Source organism: Butyrivibrio sp. AE3006 (genome assembly GCF_000424165.1).
GTDB lineage: Bacteria > Bacillota > Clostridia > Lachnospirales > Lachnospiraceae > Butyrivibrio.
Genome location: NZ_AUJJ01000009.1, coordinates 201,463 through 223,801, shown reverse-complemented (window position 1 = coordinate 223,801; position 22,339 = coordinate 201,463). Strand labels below are relative to the sequence as shown.

The 22,339-nt window shown below is 42.0% G+C and carries 14 protein-coding genes; 4 read left to right on the top strand and 10 right to left on the bottom strand.

The window, feature by feature from the left end:
• The first annotated feature begins 61 nt into the window (after positions 1-61).
• Both G603_RS0106280 and G603_RS0106275 read left to right on the top strand, forming a co-directional pair.
• Entirely contained in the window at positions 62-763 is a 702-nt protein-coding gene (locus G603_RS0106280; RefSeq protein WP_051207548.1) for a helix-turn-helix domain-containing protein, read from the top strand.
• Entirely contained in the window at positions 760-1,725 is a 966-nt protein-coding gene (locus G603_RS0106275; protein ID WP_026669667.1) for an IS3 family transposase, read from the top strand. Before G603_RS0106280 ends, G603_RS0106275 begins: the two co-directional genes overlap by 4 nt.
• 299 nt (positions 1,726-2,024) lie before the next feature.
• Here G603_RS0106275 and G603_RS0106270 read toward each other — a convergent pair whose 3' ends face one another.
• From G603_RS0106270 to G603_RS0106255, 4 genes are all read right to left on the bottom strand, one after another.
• Positions 2,025-3,236 carry a glycosyltransferase 87 family protein gene (locus tag G603_RS0106270; protein ID WP_026669666.1) on the bottom strand — a complete coding sequence of 404 codons (1,212 nt, stop codon included), beginning with the start codon at positions 3,234-3,236 and terminating at the stop codon, positions 2,025-2,027.
• Positions 3,237-3,254: 18 nt separating this feature from the next.
• Positions 3,255-4,820 carry a DUF6056 family protein gene (locus G603_RS0106265; protein ID WP_026669665.1) on the bottom strand — a complete coding sequence of 522 codons (1,566 nt, stop codon included), beginning with the start codon at positions 4,818-4,820 and terminating at the stop codon, positions 3,255-3,257.
• 8 nt (positions 4,821-4,828) lie between these two features.
• Positions 4,829-5,935 carry a DegT/DnrJ/EryC1/StrS family aminotransferase gene (locus G603_RS0106260; protein WP_026669664.1) on the bottom strand — a complete coding sequence of 369 codons (1,107 nt, stop codon included), beginning with the start codon at positions 5,933-5,935 and terminating at the stop codon, positions 4,829-4,831.
• A gap of 77 nt (positions 5,936-6,012) precedes the next feature.
• A complete protein-coding gene (locus G603_RS0106255) occupies positions 6,013-7,068 on the bottom strand; it encodes an NAD-dependent epimerase/dehydratase family protein (protein WP_026524613.1) in 1,056 nt (351 codons plus the stop codon).
• A 142-nt stretch (positions 7,069-7,210) separates the two neighbouring features.
• On the opposite strand from G603_RS0106255, the gene G603_RS0106250 reads away from it, so the two are divergent.
• Positions 7,211-8,746, top strand: coding sequence for a lipopolysaccharide biosynthesis protein (locus G603_RS0106250; RefSeq protein ID WP_026669663.1), 1,536 nt, complete (start codon positions 7,211-7,213; stop codon positions 8,744-8,746).
• A 72-nt stretch (positions 8,747-8,818) separates the two neighbouring features.
• On the top strand, positions 8,819-9,994 hold the full coding sequence (locus G603_RS0106245) for a glycoside hydrolase family 88 protein (RefSeq protein WP_026669662.1): 1,176 nt from the start codon (positions 8,819-8,821) through the stop codon (positions 9,992-9,994).
• 7 nt (positions 9,995-10,001) lie between these two features.
• On the opposite strand, the gene G603_RS0106240 is transcribed toward G603_RS0106245, so the two are convergent.
• The 6 genes from G603_RS0106240 to G603_RS0106210 form a co-directional block, all read right to left on the bottom strand.
• On the bottom strand, positions 10,002-10,868 hold the full coding sequence (locus tag G603_RS0106240; RefSeq protein ID WP_026524616.1) for a YitT family protein: 867 nt from the start codon (positions 10,866-10,868) through the stop codon (positions 10,002-10,004).
• Between the two features lie 145 nt (positions 10,869-11,013).
• A complete protein-coding gene (locus G603_RS0106235) occupies positions 11,014-12,303 on the bottom strand; it encodes a leucine-rich repeat domain-containing protein (protein ID WP_026669661.1) in 1,290 nt (429 codons plus the stop codon).
• 625 nt (positions 12,304-12,928) lie between these two features.
• Positions 12,929-13,819 (bottom strand): LysR family transcriptional regulator, encoded by an 891-nt coding sequence (locus tag G603_RS0106225; RefSeq protein WP_026669659.1) that lies wholly within the window; start codon positions 13,817-13,819, stop codon positions 12,929-12,931.
• 421 nt (positions 13,820-14,240) lie between these two features.
• Complete coding sequence (locus G603_RS0106220; protein WP_026669658.1) at positions 14,241-19,964, bottom strand: cellulase family glycosylhydrolase; 5,724 nt, start codon at positions 19,962-19,964, stop codon at positions 14,241-14,243.
• Positions 19,951-21,144 (bottom strand): glycoside hydrolase family 130 protein, encoded by a 1,194-nt coding sequence (locus G603_RS0106215; protein ID WP_026669657.1) that lies wholly within the window; start codon positions 21,142-21,144, stop codon positions 19,951-19,953. The genes G603_RS0106220 and G603_RS0106215 overlap by 14 nt, the downstream gene beginning before the upstream one ends.
• On the bottom strand, positions 21,145-22,332 hold the full coding sequence (locus G603_RS0106210) for an AGE family epimerase/isomerase (RefSeq protein ID WP_304412466.1): 1,188 nt from the start codon (positions 22,330-22,332) through the stop codon (positions 21,145-21,147).
• Positions 22,333-22,339: the final 7 nt, after the last annotated feature.

Here is a 22,339-nt window from a genome sequence, read left to right as displayed (position 1 = left end):
TGATATGATACCTCCAAAGTAGATAGGTTAAATAACCAAAGTCTACTTTGGAGGTATTTTTGTGTTTTCTTATAAATATAGTGCAGCGCAAAAAATCAGAGCTTGTGAAGATTATCTGTCGGGAAAGTATAACTCTTATGATGTATGTGAGCGTAATGGAATTCATTATAATAAAGAAACACGTTCAGATTCAGCACTGAGACAATGGGTTGCGAAGTATAAACTTAGAGGAGCGAGTGCTTTTTCGGATGATCATTCGACGGCGAAATCGTATTCTTCAATTACTAAAATAAATGCAGTTGAGGATTATTTATCAGGAAAAGGATCAATAACAGACATAACTGCTAAATATGATATCTCAAGCACGACGGTTTTAAGACGGTGGATAAAAAAGTATAATGCCAATAGAGAGCTTAAGGATTATGATCCTAAGCGGGAGGTCTATATGGCAGAAGCTAGAAGAAAAACCACTATTGAAGAACGTAAGGAAATCGTTAAGTACTGCATTGATCATGATCGCGATTATAAAGGTACAGCAGCCACCTATGATGTTTCCTATACACAGGTGTACAGCTGGGTGAGGAAGTTTGATGCTAACGGAGAAGACGCCCTCATTGATAAGCGTGGACATCACAAAACAGATGATGAAGTTAATGAACTTGAACGCTTACGCAGAGAAAACCTGCGACTTAAACGACAGCTTCAGGAAAGGGATATGACTGTTGAACTGTTAAAAAAAGTGAGAGAATTGGAAGGGATGTGAGGCTCGGTAAGGTTAGGTTTGAGTGCAAATATATAGCAATACAGTCTTTCTACAATGAAAAGCACTGGAGTATAAACTGGATGTGTAAAACACTGGGTGTATCACACGCAGCTTATTACAAATGGCTTAATCGGGAGATCCCCGAAGAAGAACTAGAGGACCATAAGATTGCTGAACTCATAAGAGAGTATGACGATCGCTTTGGCCATATCCTTGGATACAGACGTATGACACTGTACATAAATCATTTCAATGGTACTGAATACAAGGTCAAACGCATACACAGGATCATGAAGGCTCTTGGGATCCATGCCATTATACGTCAAAAGAGAAAACAGTATACGTATGCTACACCGGAAACAGTTGCAGCAAACAAGCTTAACAGAGATTTCCATGCTGACAAACCTAACGAGAAGTGGGCTACTGACGTTACAGAATTCAAGATTCCAGAGGTCAATAAAAAACTATATCTAAGCGCTATTCTGGACCTCTATGATCGTGTTCCGGTATCATATGTAATCAGTACAAGAAACAATAATGCATTAGTTTTCAAAACATTTGATAAGGCAATAGAGGCATATCCGGATGCCACACCTCTGTTCCATTCAGATCGTGGATTTCAATACACCAGCAAAGTATTCCAAATGAAGCTTCAGAACCAAGGAATGGATCAGTCAATGTCCAGGGTTGGACATTGCATTGATAATGGTCCTACAGAGGGATTCTGGGGAATAATCAAGACAGAAATGTATGCAATGTATGACATAAACGACGAAACATCGCTCAGAGATGCAATAGAAAAATATCTCCACTTCTACACATATGAACGTCCACAGGAAAGATTTAAAGGAAAGGCTCCGGCAGAAGTACGTCAGGAAGCTCTGCTCACAGACACTCCAGAGGATTATCCTATTGCGGAGAACAAGCGCATCCAGAAGTACAAGGCAAAGTGGGCAGCATAATCATCTATCAAAAACGAAGCCAGAGTCTGGCGACTCTGCCCTTGAATAAAGTGCGCTAAAGCGCACAAATATCCTTGATCTGCTTGACTACAGAATAACTGTCAGGAAATATCAGTCAACCCCAACGCCGCTCCGCGGTGCGCTTGGCGCAGGGTTGACAGTTATTTCCTGGCAGTTATAGTAGTCAACAAGCAGACCAAGGATAAATATGATGGATACAACCATCGACAAAGTAAAAAGGTGATCACTGTTTATGTGACCACCTTTTCGTTTGATGTTATTTTGTTTGTTTTGCCTGTCTACTTGACAGACCCCAGATCATTCTTAGTGCGACAGCCCCTATTTTTTGCAAATGCTTTAAATACGTAGAATACAAAATAGCCATAGGCAGCAATCTCTGCCAGAGATATGGGTATCATTGAAATACTGTACTGTCCAAAGAGCACTATCACATATACAAGAAGCGAGCAGATATTCATTACAAGAACTATGGGCCAAAGCTCACGCTTTACGAAGGCACACACAGCTGTCATAAGAAGAACTATGGCATAGTCATATCTCTCATGCATTCCAGGAAGGAACATGGTGCAGGTCCATGCCATCAAAAGTCCGAACATGATGGCATTTTCTTTTTGCTGTAAAAAATCCCTCTTACGATAGGCATATATTACAAGTCCAAGAAGAATTCCCGCTGTAAGCGCTATGGCAGGAAGCTTTAAATACTCATCCAGATTATCCAGCCCAAAGTTGTAGATATTTGGATAGTATGAAACCATGCCGTAGCCTTCTGTTGTGGTCTCCTGAGTCTGTGACATGTAGGCAAAATAGGTGTCCCTTATGCCCTTTTTACAAAGAACTGAGGGAAGACCCATAATCAGATACATAACAGGAATCCATGCAAATTCAAGGATACTAAAGCCCTTCTTTACCAGATAGATCATAAAAAAGAAGGGTACAAATAAAATCGCCTGAAGCTTGAAGCCAAAGGATATGGCAAAAAAGATAAATGCAGCTCTGTACTGATCCTTTAAAAGGTAATATATGGCGATTACGATAAATACCACGTAAATTGCATCGCACTGCTTCCAAAGGGCTCCGTTAAACATAACAAAGGGCAGTAAAAGCGAAAGCGCTGCGGCAAAATTAGCTTTTGTTTCAGCTTCCTCCTGCAAAACTCCTCGCTCGCCCAAAAGAAAGATTACGATTTTCCTGATATGAACTGCGCTTACAATCTCTGCAATAAAGGAAAAGATAGCTAACGGAATGTACGGCTCACAGGGTAAAAGCGAGCAGATAGCGTACATGATATTATAGGGCACATAGTAGTCCCCTATGTTTTTGCCAAGTCCTGTGAGAATGCCATATTCTCTGTAGGCATTAACCCAGGGAAGATAATAGCAATTATAATCCGGGGAAAGCGTAACCTCCGGAATCATGATAAGCCTTGCCACTACTGCTATCAGAAGCATTACGGCAAGAGCTACCCTTTCTAAAGTTCTATTTTTGTTCAAAAGGTATGAACCTCCACGTCAGTTTTTCTTATCAAGAACCACAGAATCTTTGTGATAATACTCAGCTACTGCATTATTAAGCCAGTCAGAAGCATCATCCGTTATATCAGAAAAATAAAGAAGCTCCGGTTTTACGGAATAGGGCTTAAGTTTAACATCTTTAACGGAATCATCCTTAAGAACCTTAAGTCTTTCCTTAAATTCTGCCTTATAGGTTCCTGCTTTCCCTGTTGCCAGATCATAAACAGCGGAAGTTCCTGTGTAAACATGGGGATCAGCCTTAATAGCAAAGCATGAACCAACCACAAAGATAAGAGTAACAAATACATACACGCCCTGGAAATCCTTGAACGAAGATACTTTTACATGAACTCTCACCCATCCGCAAAGATATCCAACCAGCAGTATCAGCAAAAGCATGCCCTGCATATAGTAGATTCCCTGAATTCTGCCTGCGATGATATTGCCTGTGGCATAAAGAGGTGGCGTGATATTGGCAGAAGCAAGAAGAATAGCAAAAGCGCCAAAAAGTACAGGATGCTCAAACTTATAGAACTTCCTGATCTTACCGGCAGCCTTCCACAAAAAAGGCACAAGGAGTGCTAACATAAACATAACAGGGAATGTAAGCCACTCTCCAAACATCCTTTCAAGAGTGTAGTAGATGGATATAAGAACCGTTTTAACAGGACCAAAGAAGGTTTCCTTGGATCTGACTGAATTACCGGGAGCAACCACTGAGCAGATAAATCCTACGATCATGAATATCGAAGGCATAACAAGCTTTCTCACAGAAGAAAGCTTCAGACAGATAGCTGTCAGCTTATAGCGGCTCATATTGAACTTCCTGTCAGCATCAGCCCCGTCAAATACGCTGTAATAGACAGCTATAAATAAAATACAAGCAGATATTATTGCCATGCTGAGGGCTGTCATATAATTTGCGCCTCCAAGCAAAAAGCCAAGAAGCGAAATCAGAAGCTTTGCATAAAGCTTTGTATCGACATCCGTTGCAAGCTTTATCATAAGCCCAAGCCACAGAAGGGACAGTGAAAACATAAACATATAGTTTATAGCTCCGCTATACCAGAAAAAACTCTCGCAGCGGGCATTTACAGGCAGCGTATGGAGAAGGATCGCATAGGTGATACTTGTTATGCATCCTGTTATATCATTGCCAAGACGAAGAGTCTTTGTAAGGAGCTGCCTCATGAAAAACCAGAAACCAAAGGAAAACATAATCAGAATACCGAAGGTTCCAAGGAAATAAAGACTCTCATGAAAAACACTGGGTGCAAGTGCTGTAAGAGCATCTGAAAAGAAATAACCGGTCCAGTTCATGTAGTACCAATATCCCATGTATATGCCCTTAAAAATAGCCGCAAAAACGCTGCCCGACTCCAGGAAAGCCTCATGAACCTCAAAGGCCATACTAAAATCGTCAGCAGCAGGGACATTGAAAAGAGCAATCAAAAAGACAGGGATAACAGCTATTATGTTACCGACAAACAGTGCTATCCTCAGCTTTCTGATGCCTTCCTTCATTTTGAACTTATCATTTTCGATCGAAATTATTTCCCCCATTAAGATTCTTACTCCGCTCTGAATGAATTCAAACGATCAATCACATAATCCATCTCTTCATCCGTCATTCCTGCATAGATAGGAAGTGACAGAACCTCATCGGCGCAGCTCTCGGTTATAGGGAAGTCTCCCCTCTTAAATCCAAGATACTCGTAGGCCTGTGAAAGATGAGGCGGTATCGGATAATGAATAATCGTTGTTATGTTATTATCGGCAAGATAAGCCATAAGCTCATCTCTGTACTGAGGTACTCTTATTACATACTGATGCCATACGCTGGTGGCACCATCTGCAACCTCAGGCTTAATGAAAAGAGGATTGGTAATACCTTCTGCGTAGCGCTTAGCTATCTGGGTACGCTCCTCTGTAATCTCCTGAATATACTTAAGCCTTACTCTTAAAAGTCCTGCCTGCATCTCATCAAGTCTTGAGTTGGCACCCACAACCATGTTATGGTATCTCTTCTCGCTTCCGTAGTTGCGATAGATCTTCATAAGTCTTGCAAGCTCGGGATCATCTGTGGTAATAGCTCCGGCATCACCAAAAGCTCCCATATTCTTGGAAGGATAGAAAGAAAAACATCCGATATCACCAAAGCTGCCTGTCATTTTCCCATTAAAGCATGCTCCGTGGGACTGGGCACAGTCCTCAACAAGTCTGAGATTGTACTTTTTGCAAAGCTCTGTAACCTTGTCCATGCGGGCTGCCTGTCCATAAAGATGAACAACCAGGATTGCCTTTGTCTTATCAGTTATCTTCTCTTCTATTTTATCAACATCTATCTGATAATGCTCATCAGGCTCAACAAAAACCGGTGTGGCATCGTTTATGGTTATACCCATAACACTTGCTATATATGTATTACCCTGAACGATTACCTCATCGCCCTTACCAATTCCAAGAACCCTGAAGGCGAGCCAAAGGGCATCAAGTCCGCTGGCAAGTCCTACGCTGTACTTTGTTCCAACATAAGAAGCAAATTCTTCCTCAAAGCTCTCAACCTCTTTTCCGAGGATGTACCAGCCTGAGCGGAGAACGTCAAGGGCCTTCTGTTCATATTCTTCCTGATGGCGCATGAAACCTCTGTCCATGCGACTCTGCATTATTTTATCCATTGATAACACCTTTAATCTTTACATATAGTGAACTATAGCAGTTCTAAATTGTCCCTATACGGGATAGCTACGCCTTCTTAAGCGTCTCTTCTTTTTACGTATCCTGCATACCAGTCTACGAAGTTGTGAATACCTTCCTTAAGAGGTGTGTCAGGCTTAAAGTCGAAGTCATTCATAAGATCCTCAACATCTGCGAAGGTAGCCTCTACGTCACCTGCCTGCATGGGAAGAAGCTCTCTGTGTGCCTCGAAATCGAAATCCTTGGGAAGAAGATCATGGGCAACAAGCTCCTTCTGAAGAAGATCAACAAAGTCCATAAGATTCTCAGGGCTGTGGTTACCGATATTGTAAACCTTATAGCGATTACCCTTCTCATCTTCATCAGGCTTGTGCTGCATTACATTAACAACACCCGTTACTATATCATCAACATAGGTAAAGTCTCTCTTGCAGTTACCATAGTTAAAGATCTGAATCTTATCGCCTCTAAGAAGCTTATCAGCAAAGAGGAAAAGAGCCATATCAGGTCTTCCCATAGGTCCGTATACTGTGAAGAATCTAAGACCTGTTGTAGCCATTCCATAGAGGTTACTGTAGGAATAAGCAAAAAGCTCGTTAGACTTCTTGGTTGCAGCATAAAGTGAAAGCGGGTGATCAACCTGGTCCTTGGTGCTGAAAGGAAGCTTGGTGTTTCCGCCATATACGGATGAGCTTGAAGCATATACGAGGTGCTCTACCTTGGGCTCTGAATGTCTGCAAGCCTCAAGAATATTGAAAAATCCGATAACGTTAGCTTCGATATAAGCATCGGGGTGCTCGATTGAGTATCTTACACCTGCCTGAGCAGCCAGATTTACTACAACTGCTGGCTTATACTTTGCAAATACCTCATCAACTGCAGCCTTATCAGCAATATCACCCTTAACAAAAGTGAAATCCGGATATTTTGAGAGCTTCTCAAGACGTTCCTCCTTTAGGCGAACGTCGTAGTAATCATTTACGTTATCGTAGCCAATAACCTTTATATCCTTAAACTCCTCAAGAAGTCTTGTGGACAGATGTGAGCCAATGAATCCGGCAGCACCTGTAACAAGTACTGTCTTACCTTCTAAAGAAACGTTTCTTTCTTTCATAATATTAATACTCCTTTGTAGATATGGTATAATCCGTTGTATTATGGTGTAAGAGATTGCTCTTTTTCATAATACAAGTAGTAATCACAGTAACGCAATTCTCCAAACATTATAGTTAAAACTCTTGCGGAGGTCAATTTTCATGGGCAGAGTAAAGCTCGCCGCTAAAAATATAACATTCGGATACATCGGTCAGCTTGCAACAGCCCTGATGTCCTTCATATTAAGATCAATTTTCATATACAAGCTGTCCAAGGATCTCCTTGGTGTTAACGCTCTGTACAGCAACATTCTGTCACTTTTGTCAATGGCAGAGCTTGGTATAGGCACGGCACTTAATTTTTCTCTATATGTCCCCGTTGCCAGAAAAGATACCGAAAAGATCAAGTCCTACATGCAGATGTACAGGAAGGCCTACCACACAATCGCAATTGTTGTGGCTGTTATAGGACTTATCCTTACTCCTTTTTTGAAATATCTTGTAAAGAACCCGGGAAATATCACTCCCAGAGATCTTACCTTTTACTATCTGATTTTCCTTTTTAATACTGTAGGCACATATTTTGTTTCATATAAATACAGTCTGGTAAATGCCGAGCAAAAAAACTACATTCAGACCAACATAAACACTCTGACAAAGATAATCACTGTATTTTTCCAGATAATCGTGCTTCTGGTAATTCCGAACTTTTATATTTATCTGTTAACAGATGCTGCAATCCAGCTTGTACAAAAGCTCTTTGTCAGCAGATACCTTGATAAGCTTTATCCTTACCTTAGAGATAAGGACATTACACCACTGACCAAAGAAGAGCACGACGAAGTCTGGTCCAAGACAAAGGCTCTTGTCCTTCATAAGGTCGGAGATGTGGCAAGACTTCAGACTGACACCCTTATAATTTCCGCCTTCATCGAGGTTGGAATAGCAGGCGTTGTTGATAACTATACGCTTGTTACCGGTACCATTGCGAACTTTGTAAACATCATATTCAACTCGGTTATATCCAGCTTTGGCAACCTTATCGCTACTGAATCCAAGGAAAAGCAATATAAGCTGTTTAAAGTATATCGCTTTTTTGCATCATGGGTATACGGTTTTTCAGCTGCAGGATTTTTCATTCTTTTGCAGCCTCTGATCTATCTGTGGATTGTAAGGCGCCATGGTCCCTCCTGGATGCTCCCCACACTGGCTGTTTACCTGTTCATCACCGACTACTATTTCAAGGGCGACAGAATCGTTTTATCCAACTACAAGACCGCTGCCGGAGTATTCGAACAGGATAAGTATCTGGCACTTATTCAGGGCTTTGTGAACCTTGTGATATCAATCGTTCTTGTTCAAAAGATCGGTCTTGCAGGTATCTATGTAGGAACTGTAGTGTCAGGACTTATAGCAAATATCACAAAGCCTGTCATTATCTATAAGGTTTGCTTTGATAAGAGCTCATCCTCATACTTTTTGGACAGTGCCAAATACATACTTACGGAGGCTGCCATCATTGTGGCCTGCTTCTTCATAAGTAAAGCCGTACTTGTGAATATCACTATCTTTACATTTGTGATAATGGGCATAATAGTTACCGTTATTTTTAATGGTGTGTTCTGGATCATGTTCCATAATACAGACGAATATAATTATCTGCTTGGAATAATCAAAAGTAAGTTATCAAGGAAGTGATTCCTGTTAGACGTTATTATTTCTTGAAACGTTTGTTATTTATACAATATCTATTAATTTAATGGAGATCTTATGACGATCAAAGAACTTGAATCATTTATATCTGTAGCAAGAGAGGATCTTGCAAATATCCATAAGAGGAGTCTCAAGGATTCCATGAAGGACGTTGCCAAAAAGGCCCTTGGTCGCCCCTCTGCCACAAAGGACATGATATTCTGGCCGGCAGGAGTTCTGCTGTTTGGTCTTACGGAAGCCATATCTCCGGTTATCTCTGAATCTCTCAAGACAGAAATAACAACCGACATCAATTCATTTATTAAAAAATGGCAGGATGAAGGTTCCGAAAAGGTATCCTTTGTGGATGACTCTGTTTTTGGTGCTGGTCTTCTTGGAATGTATAAAATAACAGATGATGAGAAGCTTAAGCAAAGCGCTTCAAAGATTTATGATTTTCTGAATAACAGTCCCAAGAACAGGACAGGAAGTATCATCTATAATCCCAAGGCGGGAAATGACTATATCTTCGCAGATGGCGCAGGGCAAAGTGCCATGTTTCTCTCACGCTACGGCGCTGAAATTGATGATAAAGCCTTTGAGCTTGCAGCCACGCAGCTGATAAACTACTACGACCATGGAATGGACTTCAGGTCAGGTCTTCCCTATCACGCCTTTACTATGTCAACAGCTAAAAAGCTGGGACTCCTTGGCTGGGGAAGAGCTATGGGGTGGCTTATTATGGGATACGCGGAATTTTTGACCAGCATATATAAAACATCAGATATTCATAATGATGCAGCAGGTCAAGTCATTCTTCCGGCAGGAATAGATTCGAAAACGCTTGATATTATTAAAGAACAGTTCATTAATCTCGTTAGGACCACGCTCAGCTACCAGCGCCTTGATGGCGGTTTTTCCTGGCAGCTTCAGTCTATAGAAGGAGAACCCGATACCTCAGCTACTGCTATGATTGGATATGCATTAGCCAAGACTCTTGAGTGCGGACTTTTTAGAGAAGAAAGCTTAGAGGCTATTTCTGATATTATAGGCGACTCAGATATAAATGAAGATAAAATAACAAAAGCTCTATTACGAATGCAGGACTTTTTACTCCTTCATACAGATAAGGGTTCTGTCCAAAAGTCCCTTTCTGGCTGTGAGGACATAGGAGTTCACAGACAAGTCTATGGTCATTACCCCTGGGGACAGGGAGCCGCTCTTGCCATGCTGACTCATACAATACAGTTGTAATTTTGCATTATTCCTCGAAAATCCTCTCAGGCATGGACTTTGATCTGTACTGCATATCACTGACCTTATATACAGTTATGAATGCCTGAGGGTCTATTTTATTTATAAAAGTCATAAGTTTCTGAAATTCACTTTTATCTACAATAGTTATAATCTCATTGTGCTCCTGCATGCGGTAAGCACCAATAACCTTGTAAATGCTTGCACCGCTGTGCAGCTCATTAAGTATGTAGTTTCGTATCTCTTTTTCAAAAGGAGAAACGATACAGACTCTTCTTTTAAGTTTCTGGTCAAATATGAAATGATCAAGGATCATGCCATTAAAATATGTTCCAAGAATACTAAGTATAAGTGTCTTTGTGTCATAAACAAGGATTGAGGATACAGCAACGCACAGTCCTGCTGCAGACATCGCCTTTCCAAGGTCAATTTTCAGATATTTGTTAAGAATTTTTGCCACAATATCCAGACCACCTGAAGATGCATTCCTGTTAAACAAGATCGCGATGCCTATACTTACAGTAAATATGTAGCAAAGAACGTCAAGTGTCGCATCTCCTGTAAAAGAAACAAAATCCGGAAAACACCTTTCAAATATTCCAATAACCACCGGCAGCAAAATTGATGTATATACTGTCTTATAACCAAACTCCGCCCCGCAGGTGATAAAACCGATTATCAGCAGAAATACGTTCATTATCATGGTTATCGTTGAAACCTGTAAAGGTATAAAATTTGTCAATACAATTGCTAATCCGGATATACTACTGACCGATGCATGACTTGGCATTAGAAAAAAGAAAACAGCAGCCCCAACAATCGTCGTGGCAATCGTCAAAATGGATATTTCTTTAATCAGTGCAAACTTTTTCATAACTATAAACCCTTTCCCACATATTCATTCCAATTCTGTCCACACATTAGAGTAATACCCCACACGCAAAAAAGCTACAGGCTACTCAAAATTAAGTAACCTGTAGCTCATTTTCTCTAGCGTTATCGCTATTATTTTAAATTATTTAGCTAACCGACCATGTCTTAACATAACCAATCTTCTTGTTCTTGAATACCTTTATTGTAGGTGCTTTAGCTTTCTTTGCTTCAGATTTGGTCATCTTCATTTTAACCTTTGCCTTTTTATTTATCTTACCAAAGGCATTCTTACCAATCTTGCTGGCCTTGGTGAGCTTTGAAGACTTAACTTTGATATTCTTAAGACCGGACTGATAGTATGCTTTTTTGCCAATCTTCTTTACTTTCTTTCCAATTGTAAGCTTTGTCAACTTTTTGCAGCCTTCGTTGGCAGACTCACCGATTTCCTCAACGTTATCAGGAACGTCGCACTTTGTAAGAGCTACGCAGCCCTTAAATGCTTTGGCGCCAATCTTCTTAACGTTCTTTCCGATCTTTATTTCTTTAACATTCTTAAGATCTTCGCAGGCACTCTTACCGATTTGCTCAACGTTATCACCAATAATGATCTTGGCAATATCGTCCTTCTTCTCGAAATTCTTGAATGCACCATCGCCAATTGCTGTTACCTTGTACTCATTGCCGTCCTTAAGGATAACAGAAGCTTTAATTTCTTCTGTGCCTGATGCATTCTCAGCGGGCTTCTCGTATGTTACAGAACGCTTTCCTTCATCTGTTCCTGTTACCTTGTAGGTTGCGGAATCCTTAGATGTTGCGTCTTTTCCTGTAACAGTATCGCCAACCTTAATATCAGTGCCTGTGTTCTCGCCCGTATTTGAGCTTGCCCCACTTGTAGGGTCAATTGCATCATCATCGGATTCTATAGTCATGCCATCTGCTGACAGCTTTCCACCTTTTATTTCTATCAATCCTGCTGTGATGGCATCAGAAACTGATTTACCAGTCATTTCACCGCCATTAAAATCTCCAACATTAAGTTTTGCACCTTTTGTCATTTGAATTATCAATTTAGGAGTTGTTGCTTCCACCATATATGATTCAAAGGTACAATTCCCATTTACTATTAGTGTCTGATTTTCTTTTAGTATTTTAAAATAGCTAGTCACTAAATTATTAATTGTCAAATTTGATCCGGAATAGCTGATAAAATCTGATGGATTACCATCACTTTCGAACCAACAGTCCATAACCATGTCTGATGTAGTAGGAGCAGCTCCCTCAACTTCTTTTACAGTTCCATCAGTATATGCACACACTCTACAATTTGTTACCGCCAAAACCTTCTGCGGCATAAATCCGATACACATCGTCAATGCTAAGGCAAAAGCCAGCATAAAAGATAAAAACCTATTACTACTCTTTTTGTTTACCCTCATAAAAATACCTCCATCATAGTATTTGTGCCATAAATTCATTATGAATCCACCACTTTCGGCAACACATCTACTACAATTGTCCGCCCCTGCAAGGGCTTTTTCAATAAGTGCCGGTGTTATTTTATTCTCTTTTAAGATTGTTTACCCGGTATTTATTTATGGAAAGTATGGCAGATTTTATCACACTGCTGTTTTCCCGCGTTATACATCTAATTTTCAGAAATGGCATAAACTATCTATTCCTAATTCTTTTCGAGCAGAGAAAATACTGATTTTGGACAAAATAGAGGCGCGAGCATAATTATGAAATAGAGACAAATCCTTCCTGCGCAGCGGAAAACACAATTATCGCCAAAATAGAGGCGCGGTATCGCTCTTGAACAGCTTTTGAAAGCTCGAAGCAGAGCTCTCGCGCAGAGAAAATAAAGATTTCATTGAAAATAGAGGCGCGGATTTTTTCTGAAATGCTATAAAGCCGGTTTTTGCGCAGAGAAAATCGAAAATCTCCCTAAAATAGAGGCGTAAAAGCCATTTGAACGACTTTAGCAAGACTCTCTGCATCATGTCTGCGCAGAGAAAATAACCATATCTCTCAAAATAGAGGCGTGACAGATTTTCCACCTCTTTATTTTCCTGAGTCGTACATCTCATTGACCATATCCCAAAATTCCATAGCCACCTTTGAGAGATCACGCTCAGCGCTTTTTACAAGAACATAGCCGGCTGTGACATCGGGTTTTATTATTCGTTTGATTACGACTCCGCCATTAACATATTTGGCAGCGGAAGCAGGGTAAATTGCAATTCCCACTCCCTTGGATGTAAGCTCATAGGCATTTAACATGTGGGCCATTCGGCAGATTATCTTTGGCTGGCACTTTAGCGGCGCAAACCAGTTCTCAATCTCTTTTCTTCTGGATCTTCGGGACGGGATGATGAGTTCATATGGTGCAAGCTTTTTAAGCTCGATGCTATCTCCCTTTTCTTTAGCTAAGGGATGGTCTTCCGGAATGATTGCAACCCAGGGCTCACTATAAATAAGGCGCCCATCCAGACCCTCTTCATCGTAAGGAAGGGTTATGACGCCTACCTCATTAAGTCCTGAGTGGACCCTTTTTATAACATCGTCTGAGTTCCCGTTCCAAACTTCGTACTCTACCAGTGGATATTTCTTCTTGAATTCGCTTATCCAGTTGGCAAAAAGCTCAGGGGCATGACCTTCCACAGTAGCAAGATATAGTCTGCCTGTAAGGCCCTCATTCATTTTACTTATATCTTCTACAGATTGGTCAGCCAGCTGCTTGATACGACGGGCATATTGAAGAAATCTGGTCCCCTCCTCTGTAAGCGCAAGACCTCTTGCCTTGCGTACAAACAGTTTTGAGTTTAATTCTTCCTCAAGATCTCTTATCTGACGGCTTAGGGGAGGCTGAGCAATATTAAGTCTTTCCGCCGCTTTTGTAAAACTACCTTCTTCTGCAACTGTAAGAAAATACCTTATGTGCCTGAGTTCCATACCCGTTCCACCTTTCTGCGCTTTTACTTTGATTGTTTTCACCAAAGATGATAAATAGTTTCCTCGTGACTGTTGTTAAGTCATACCTATTAGGTATAATACATCTACTATTATATGTATTATACAACAGCTTGATTAACTGTTATCATTTAATTATCAAAAAGAAATAAGTAACAGCTGCATAGATACATATAAACAAAGCAAATCTTTAAAAGGAGGCCTTGGCATATGAAAAAACTGTTTAAAATGATTGAAGAAATCTTCGAAGAGATGTACGGAATAGAAGGTAAGGTTGACTAAATAGTCGAACCCCCCAAAAAAACAGGAGGCGGTCAGTTTTTGAACTGACCGTCTCCTTCTTTTTGCTATTATTTATCGCTATAGCATGCTTATTTGCTTCATAGTGTAGTTTAGTGTTCTATTAGTGTTTTAATCTTAAAATGAAATAGGCCGCACCTATCAGAACAGTGATTGTTGCTGCAGCGCTTAAAGGAATCAGCGGGGATGACTTCTGTTCGTTCTCATCAGAGTCAGTTGCCATACTATCTGCCTCTTCTGAATCTGATATAGAGGATGCTTCTTCCGGATTATCTACTGCGCTATCTGCAACCTCAACTTCTGTTTCAGCATCTTCAGTTTCTGCATCAGAAGATGTATCAGACATTTCTGCTGCGTCAGCCATATCCTTATCTGATGCCTTGGCTAAATCAGTCTCGGTGCCTGAATTCTGAGAATCAGTTGCTGCGCCTGCTGTTCTGCCAGATTCTGTTGAAGAACCTGCATTTCTGCCTGCTAAAGCTGGCTCATTTCTACTTGCACCAAGTACGCCACGACCGGCAGTAGAGTCGGTCTGTTTTGCGGTAAGCCCAGATTTGTTCTGACTTCCGACCTGAGTATTCGAGTCTCTATCGGAACCCTGATTTGCACCGGCGCTAACTTCTTCACGGTTCTGAGTTCCTGTGTGCTTTGTCTCAGCGTTATTCTGTGACCTGTCACCACTGCTCTTACTCTCTGTGACAGTTTTAGATTTCTTCGGCGTAATGGTACCTGCTTCTGTCTGCTTTGCATTATCACTTACAGGATTAACCGTCTGTTGAGGAGCTGATGAATCCTCTTTTGCAGCCTCGGTAGGTTCCGAATTCTGAGGTTCTATCTGGCCTGAACCTGGTTCAGACTGACTACCTTCCTGTTCAGTGGATTCTCCTGCTTCAGACTGACCACCTTCCTGCTCGCCAGATTCTGACTGTCCTGCACCACCGGTCTCAGATTGCTCACCTCCGGTTTCTCCTGCTTCGGACTGGCCTCCTTCCTGTTCAGCGGATTCTCCTGCCTCAGCCTGGCCACCTTCGCCGTTTTCTTCTCCGGGCTGTTCTTCACCTGCGTTCTCCTGTTCTGCTGCCTTAGTCATAATGAGCTGAACATTGTCTACCTTCAGACCTTTCCCTGTAAAGTCACCGCTTATGCTAACTGTGGCAACACCATCCACAATCTCAATATCAGTAAGTTCGACAACTCTGGCTTCACCCACAGTTATATCACCATTAACTTCAGCGGAAGAATCATTAACAGCAATCGATATACTGTTATCAAAGCCTTCGTTCAAAAGTTCAATTTCAGCAGAAAGCGTATATGTACCTGCAGGAAGATCATTTATGGTCTGACTGATAGTGAAAGTATAAGGATTTCCTTCATCGGTATAACCAACAAATTTACCGTTCTCACCCTTCACAGGATAGTCAGCACCTTCTGATGAGATTTCCCAATACAGCGGAAGATTTGGCCAATCAGCCTCTACCTCTTCAAAATCCCCATTGAGAATTACATTCACAGGTTCAACCGGAGTTTCTTCCTGCCCTTCTTCACCGGTACCTGATTCTTGACCGGATTCATTTCCACCTTCTCCGGCTTCAGAACCTTCTCCAGACTGACCGCCTTCTCCAGGATCTTCTCCCTGCTCCTGATTATCCTCTATGGTCTCAACCAAATACAGTTTTATATCTCCCACAGCGAAGGTAACTCCATTGGCATCAGCAGGGGCTGATACGTAGTATTTCACTGTTACTGTATTATTTCTTACCGTAAGCTTCTCACCAAGAAGCTGATCCTCCACGATGACATCTGCTGTGTCTATTGGTGATGATGTCACTTCCTCATCGCCGGAGAAAAGAGCCATAACAGCGCTGTTCATGTTACTCTTTACCTTGATATCATTGGACAGAGTGTAAACACCGTTTGGCACGCCTGACACTGTATAGGAAAACACTGCTTCATACCCATCCTGAGACCAGGCAACAAGTCTTCCATCCTCAAGCTTTGGAGTAAATTCTTCTAAGGACCAGCCGTCCATTCCGCTCTCACCAAAGTTCCAGCTCCAGATCACATTGTCATAGTGTTCTTCCTGTGGAGCATTATTACCACTGGCCATGAGCTTTGTAGAGTATTCTACGCTTTCTGCTATAGGCTCTCCATCAGGATAATAGAACCCAGCCCTGATTCTAAGGTCATCTGAGTTCTTAATCCCTGAATCCTCTGTCAGCTTATAATTCCAGCCTCCGTCAGCATTTACAGGCACGTTGAACTTCTTATCGCCTGCAGTGACAGTCACATATTTTACAAACTCAGCTGTTCCCGTAATCACATAGGGGAACTCTGTAATCTCCGTAGGCACTTCATCTATAGATACTCTTGTGTTAGCAGTAAGCTCCTCTACAAAATTTGCACCCTTAAGGTCATCAACATAGAAAGTTCCGCTTGTGACGGTTCCTGTCTGATTGGTATAGATGGACACAGACTTAAGGTTCTGCGCACTGTCTATAGGCTGAGGCGTTCCGGATGTAGCCCAGTCAGGCTGCACAATCTTAGAAAAAGGCATATATAAGGTCATAGGGCCTTTGCCTGTCATATAACCTGTATAAGCATAGGTGGAACTTTCCGTTTCCATCTGAACCTTGATCTCATTGCCGGATCCGTCAGAATCGATATACATGATAAATCCGTCATATCCGCTAAGATTCAGCAGATTCATGGTTTTAGTGGCACCTGCATATCCTTTTCCGTCATAGTCATAATCGATTCTAAGGCCATAGGAGCCTTCTGATTTATTACCGGAATCAAGAGAAAGTCCGAAACTTCCGCCATTTGTATTTCTGGAATAAGCCTGATTCAAAAGCGTATTGGATCCGCTATATCCCTCAAAATCATCAACCTTTGTGGAAGAGCCCGCATAAATACTGTCTATACAGATGCTACTGTCGCCCTCTCCATCAAAAGAATATGAAAGCTTCACTCCGTAATTCCCTGAATAAGCGCTGTTCTCATCAAGAGAAATGGCACCGCCCATACTGCTACTGCCGTCTTTTCCAAGGATTACAAATTCCGCTCCCATGACGCAGCTCCAGTTAAAGTCGCCATCCTTTGTGATAGGGAGTCTCTTCATCTCAGATGCGCCGCCAAGTGTTATCTTTTCACTCTCCCAGATATTTCCTGCATCGTCGCAAAGTCTTATCGCCAGGTCATTACCGCTGCCATCGGGCTTAACCCAGGCAAAAATGCAGTCATAGGCTGAATAATCTTTCCCATCAAGTCCTTTAGAAAACGAAACCTCGCCGCCTGCAACTTTTATCTGATAAAAAGAATTAAGAACTGAATCCTGACCAAAATAAAACTCGCCATCCTCAATGGTATTATCAGGAGAGCCTTCTGTAAGGGGAATCATCTTATTTCCGCTGGATATCTCAACCAGGCTCACAAATACATCTTCAGAACATCCTTCAGGAATGATCACCCTGATTACTCTAACAGCCTCTGACACATTAAGATTTCCGTAAACTTTTCTTGTAACGCCATCAACTGAGGATTCGGTTAATTCCCCGGCGTCCTTAAAACTTACGCCGTCAAAAGAGTACTCAACCCTGACATTTTCGCCATTTAATGAAACTGTGCTAACGCGGTAAGCATTGATGTCATCTCCTGTCTTATAAATGATAGATCCTGACTCTGTACCTTCTGTTGTGAGGCCTCTGATGTCGCCGTTTTGCCTCACCGCAAGGCTCTCATCTTTTGAAACATAGAAGGGCTCAGCATCCACGCCGAAGGTATTATCCTGGATCAGCACGTTGGTCTTTACCCTTGTTCCATTTTCTTCGTTAAAATAAGATAATCCGTCGTTTTTATAAGTAATCTCTATGGCATCCAGCTTGCAGCTGCTTTTCCCCTGAAGATACACTCTGACAAAGTAGTAATTACCTGCGCTGCAGATATCAGAAGCTGTGTAGCTCTTTGATCCGGGGCTATGTGTGACGGCCGCCTCCTCAAAGGTTATGTCATCGGTGGATACCATAACCCTTGGCTCAGAGCCTTCCTTTGCTTCACTCACAGCAGTAATCTCAACCTGGTCTGCAGGAATTTTTGCAAAATATTCAATATAGCCCTCTTCAGAGCTCTTATTGACAACAGAACTTCCTGACTGCTCGATATTAGCAGAGTGATCAGAGCTGTATGTGCGTCTTATCTCCGTGGGATTAGGATCGTTACTTGAAACAGCGATCAGATCAAGGTCGTCCTTAACCACATGATTTACATTTTCCACGGTTACAATGTTTGACCAAAGACCAACACCTGACTCATTGCAGGCTCTTACTCTGTAGGAATAGGTATGGCCATCAACAGCCGTTTCATCATGGTATCCCGCGATACAGTCATGGGCCTTATCCTCCCAGTTGCGGCCGGAATCATAGACATAATCTTCCTCGCCGGCAATCGTAACGAAGGTCTCGGAATCCTGATCCGTAACTGTTCCTTCAGCCCTTTGAATTTCGTACCATGCTCCGCCCACGACGCCTCGCCATTTTATATCGCCCACAGAGCTCCGGGTAAAAGAATTGTCATGACTTACACCATTTTCCGAATAAAGAAGCGGTGCTTCCTCTGTCTCGGGAGCAGGAATCGGGATAGCTGCTGCCTCCTCATAATTTGAAGCCTTACCGTTTGCAATCTGAGCATAGGCATAAATAGAGCGTATTATCTCTGTTTCGCCGTAGTAGTTACCGGCTTCAAATCCCGGCCAGTGATATGATGCCCAGTATCCATCCTCGTTATGAAAATAGAATCCATAGCCATCCTTGTGAGCTCTAAGGCTCCACATCATTATTCCGTTTGTGTCATTCTCTACACCCTTTTGAAAAACATCGATACAGGGCTTAGCTGTAACCTTTGCACCAAACTCGCCAAGGATAAAAGGTTTTCCTGCTTCATGGGCAGATCTTGTATCATCCTCGCATCTCTGGGCATAGTTACCCTCATAGTAGTGGGCTCCAAGAATATCAGCCTTGTTTTCGTCACTAAGTGACTTTGGTGCCATAGACATTCTTCCGTCCAGAACAAGGTGATTGCTGTCGATACTTTTTACATGCTCTACCACTTCATTGGTCCACTTTGCCAGCTCATCATCTCTTTCCACCTGGCTTCTGTTACCAATCTCATTTCCTGTTTCCCAGCAAAGAACCGCCGGGTCATCCTTATATTTTATACCGGTAACAGTATTTGTTCTGTTCAGCAAATGAGTGATCATCTGCTTGAACATATCCATACATTTTTCGCTGCTGTAGAACTTCCATGCCCACTCCTGAAAACCTGACTGGGTGGGCTTTTTGCCCTCAGACTCACCGGCAAGCCACACATAGCTGTCCATGCCGCCGATCCAAAACCAGTGATCCACAAAAGGAACGATAACCCTTATTCCATATTGATTTGCCTTGGCCAGCACATCATCAAGTGCATTTAGCGCATCTTCATTAAAAGTGAGCTGTCCATTTTCATCAACACCCGTAACATAAGCAGTGTCCGCGTTTTCGCCGTTGTAGGCAGGGATGGTGTAGGTTCTTGTAACATTTCCTCCCATGGCCCTGAAGGTCTTCATGGCATTGGCGTGCTCCCAGGGTGTATCGCTTGTTGCCTGGGGGTAATTCAAGGAAACAAATTTGAGCTCCTTATCACCATCCATGAGCTTTGTGCCTGACACTGTAATATAATTCTTAAATCCCACAATATCCTCCGTACTTGCAGCATTTGCTGTTACCGGCATGGCAGATGATACCAAAAGCCCTGCCGATACTATCAAAGACAAAATGCTTTTACTTATTTTCATGATCCCCTCCGGATTTCCTGATAAGCTCCAGGTTCCTGCTTATCATCTCATCTCGCTGCTTAACGCACAGGACTGACCTTCCCGGATCCTGAGGTGTCTCAAAACAGAAATCCAGTAGTTTATCAATTGTGGTTGTAGCAACATGCATCCTTGTATCGGAAGAAGCATAGTAGATGAACACCTCATTGCTTTCGTTGACGATTGCTCCGTTTGTGAAAACAACATTTGAGACGTCTCCTACTCTCTCTTCTCCTCTTGGTCCTATCAAAAGCCCTGAAGGCTCAGCGATGACCTTTGACGGATCCTTTAAATCAGTCACAAAAGCATAGAGCACATATCTAAGCCCTGCAGCTGTATTTCTTACACCGTGGGCGATATGCACCCATCCTCTCTCCGTCTTAATAGGCACAGCGCCTGCGCCGTTTTTAGCTTCTGTGATGGTGTGGTATTTGCGAAGACTTGTCATCTTTTCCTCATCGATAACAGCCTGGGTAATATCACTGCAAAGGCCAAAGCCTATTCCACTTCCGCTGCCTGTCTCAATAAAATCATCCATGGGTCTTGTATAAAAAGCATATCTGCCATCCACAAATTCAGGATGAAGGACCACATTCCTCTGCTGAGGGCTCTTGAGAGTCACCAGATTGGGAAGTCTCTCCCAGTTCTTAAGATCCTTTGTCCTTACTATCCCGGCAGATGCCACAGCCGCTGACAGGTCGCTTACTGAAGTATCTTTACTCTCAGAGCAGAAAACTCCGTAAATGTATCCGTCCTCGTGCTGTGTAAGTCTCATATCATAGACATTGGTCTCTTCTTTACAGGTATCCTCCAGCAAAACAGGATGATTCCAGAATCTGAAGTTATCTATTCCGTTTTCACTCTCCGCCACGCCAAAGAATGACTTTCTGTCATTGCCCTCAATTCTGGCCACCAGATAGTATTTCCCGTTTAAATAAATTGCGCCGGAATTCATGACAGCATTAACTCCAAGCCTCTCCATGAAAAAGGGATTGGTATCCTTATCAAGGTCATATCTCCAGGTAAGCGGTATATGTTCTCTTGTAAGAACAGGATATTTGTACCTGTCATAAAGGCCGTTATAAAAAGGAGCTTTTTCATTCTTTCTTTTCAGATATTCGTTTTGCTTATCCAGCTCCTCATAGTATTTTTCGTGAATCATTTACAGCTCCTTCTTTAGTCTTTCTATAATTTCAAAACACATTCTTCCGTTGTGATACGGGCATTTCCAGGGTTCTACTATAGGCTTTGTTGCAGGATTTCCTTTTTCATCCACCTGCCAGAACCACTCAGAACCCTCCCTTTTATCAATCATGTTTTCTTTGGTATACTCCCAGATTGATATTACCGCAGATAAAAACCGGGACTCCCTTGTCTTAATATATGCATTTGCAAAGCCAACCATGGCTTCCGCCTGTACCCACCAGATTCTGGTAGTATCATTTACGCCATTTTCACACTCATTTATAAAAGAGCCATCAATCAAAGCATGCTCCATGGTATTTCGCGCCATATCAAGCGTCATCTCTCTTATCTGTTTTTCAATACCCTTATCCAGATAGCCTTCGCCCAAAGTATTTAAAGCAAGGTCTATAAGCCAGGATGCCTCTATGTCATGACCATAACTGTAAAGGTCGATAAGACTGTTGTACTCAAGATCAAAGAAAACTTCCTGTCTCTTTTTATCCCTGTCATATATCTTGTTATTTATTGTGACCAAAAGCTCTGAAAGCCTGTTTCCAACCTGCTTTTTTATAGCCGCATCGCCTGTCACTTCAAACAAAAGGGTATAGGCTTCAAGGATGTGCAATGCAGTATTCATGGTTCTGTCGGCAAGAACACCGTTTTCAGACAACTTGTCATTGGGCAACAGCCGGAAGTTCTTATCAAAGGCCTCAAGGTATCCACCATCGTCCCTGCACTTTTCTTCTATTAGATAAAAAAGGTCAAGTGCCTCATCAAGCACTTCTGTTCTGCCGCAGGCCTTGTAGTATTCTGAAAGTGCATAAATGGCAAAAGCCTGATTATAGGTATGCCTTGTGCTGTCCAAAACCTGTCCGTCATAAGTTACTGACCAGCAGATGCCGCACTTTTTATCCAGCATGGAAGTTTTCATAAACTTGTATGCGTGGTCCGCATATTCAAGAAGGGTCTTATCCCCAAGCTCTACAAAGGCTCTTGAGAAAAACCAAAGTATGCGGCTATTTAATATGGCACCCTTGGGTGCCTTTTTATCTAAACTCAGCTCGTAGTCCAAAAGCCCGTAAAACCCGCCATTTTCATCATCCCGAAGGCTTTTCCAGAAAGGAATTATGTGCTCATTAAATTCTTTTTCTATTTCCTGTAACATCAAAATA

Coding starts and splice junctions, on each gene's coding strand:
- G603_RS0106235 (WP_026669661.1), bottom strand. CDS start 12,303: ATGAGGGTAAACAAAAAGAGTAGTAATAGGTTTTTATCTTTTATGCTG.
- G603_RS0106215 (WP_026669657.1), bottom strand. CDS start 21,144: ATGATTCACGAAAAATACTATGAGGAGCTGGATAAGCAAAACGAATAT.
- G603_RS0106260 (WP_026669664.1), bottom strand. CDS start 5,935: ATGGATAAAATAATGCAGAGTCGCATGGACAGAGGTTTCATGCGCCAT.
- G603_RS0106255 (WP_026524613.1), bottom strand. CDS start 7,068: ATGAAAGAAAGAAACGTTTCTTTAGAAGGTAAGACAGTACTTGTTACA.
- G603_RS0106210 (WP_304412466.1), bottom strand. CDS start 22,332: ATGTTACAGGAAATAGAAAAAGAATTTAATGAGCACATAATTCCTTTC.
- G603_RS0106245 (WP_026669662.1), top strand. CDS start 8,819: ATGACGATCAAAGAACTTGAATCATTTATATCTGTAGCAAGAGAGGAT.
- G603_RS0106250 (WP_026669663.1), top strand. CDS start 7,211: ATGGGCAGAGTAAAGCTCGCCGCTAAAAATATAACATTCGGATACATC.
- G603_RS0106240 (WP_026524616.1), bottom strand. CDS start 10,868: ATGAAAAAGTTTGCACTGATTAAAGAAATATCCATTTTGACGATTGCC.
- G603_RS0106220 (WP_026669658.1), bottom strand. CDS start 19,964: ATGAAAATAAGTAAAAGCATTTTGTCTTTGATAGTATCGGCAGGGCTT.
- G603_RS0106225 (WP_026669659.1), bottom strand. CDS start 13,819: ATGGAACTCAGGCACATAAGGTATTTTCTTACAGTTGCAGAAGAAGGT.
- G603_RS0106265 (WP_026669665.1), bottom strand. CDS start 4,820: ATGGGGGAAATAATTTCGATCGAAAATGATAAGTTCAAAATGAAGGAA.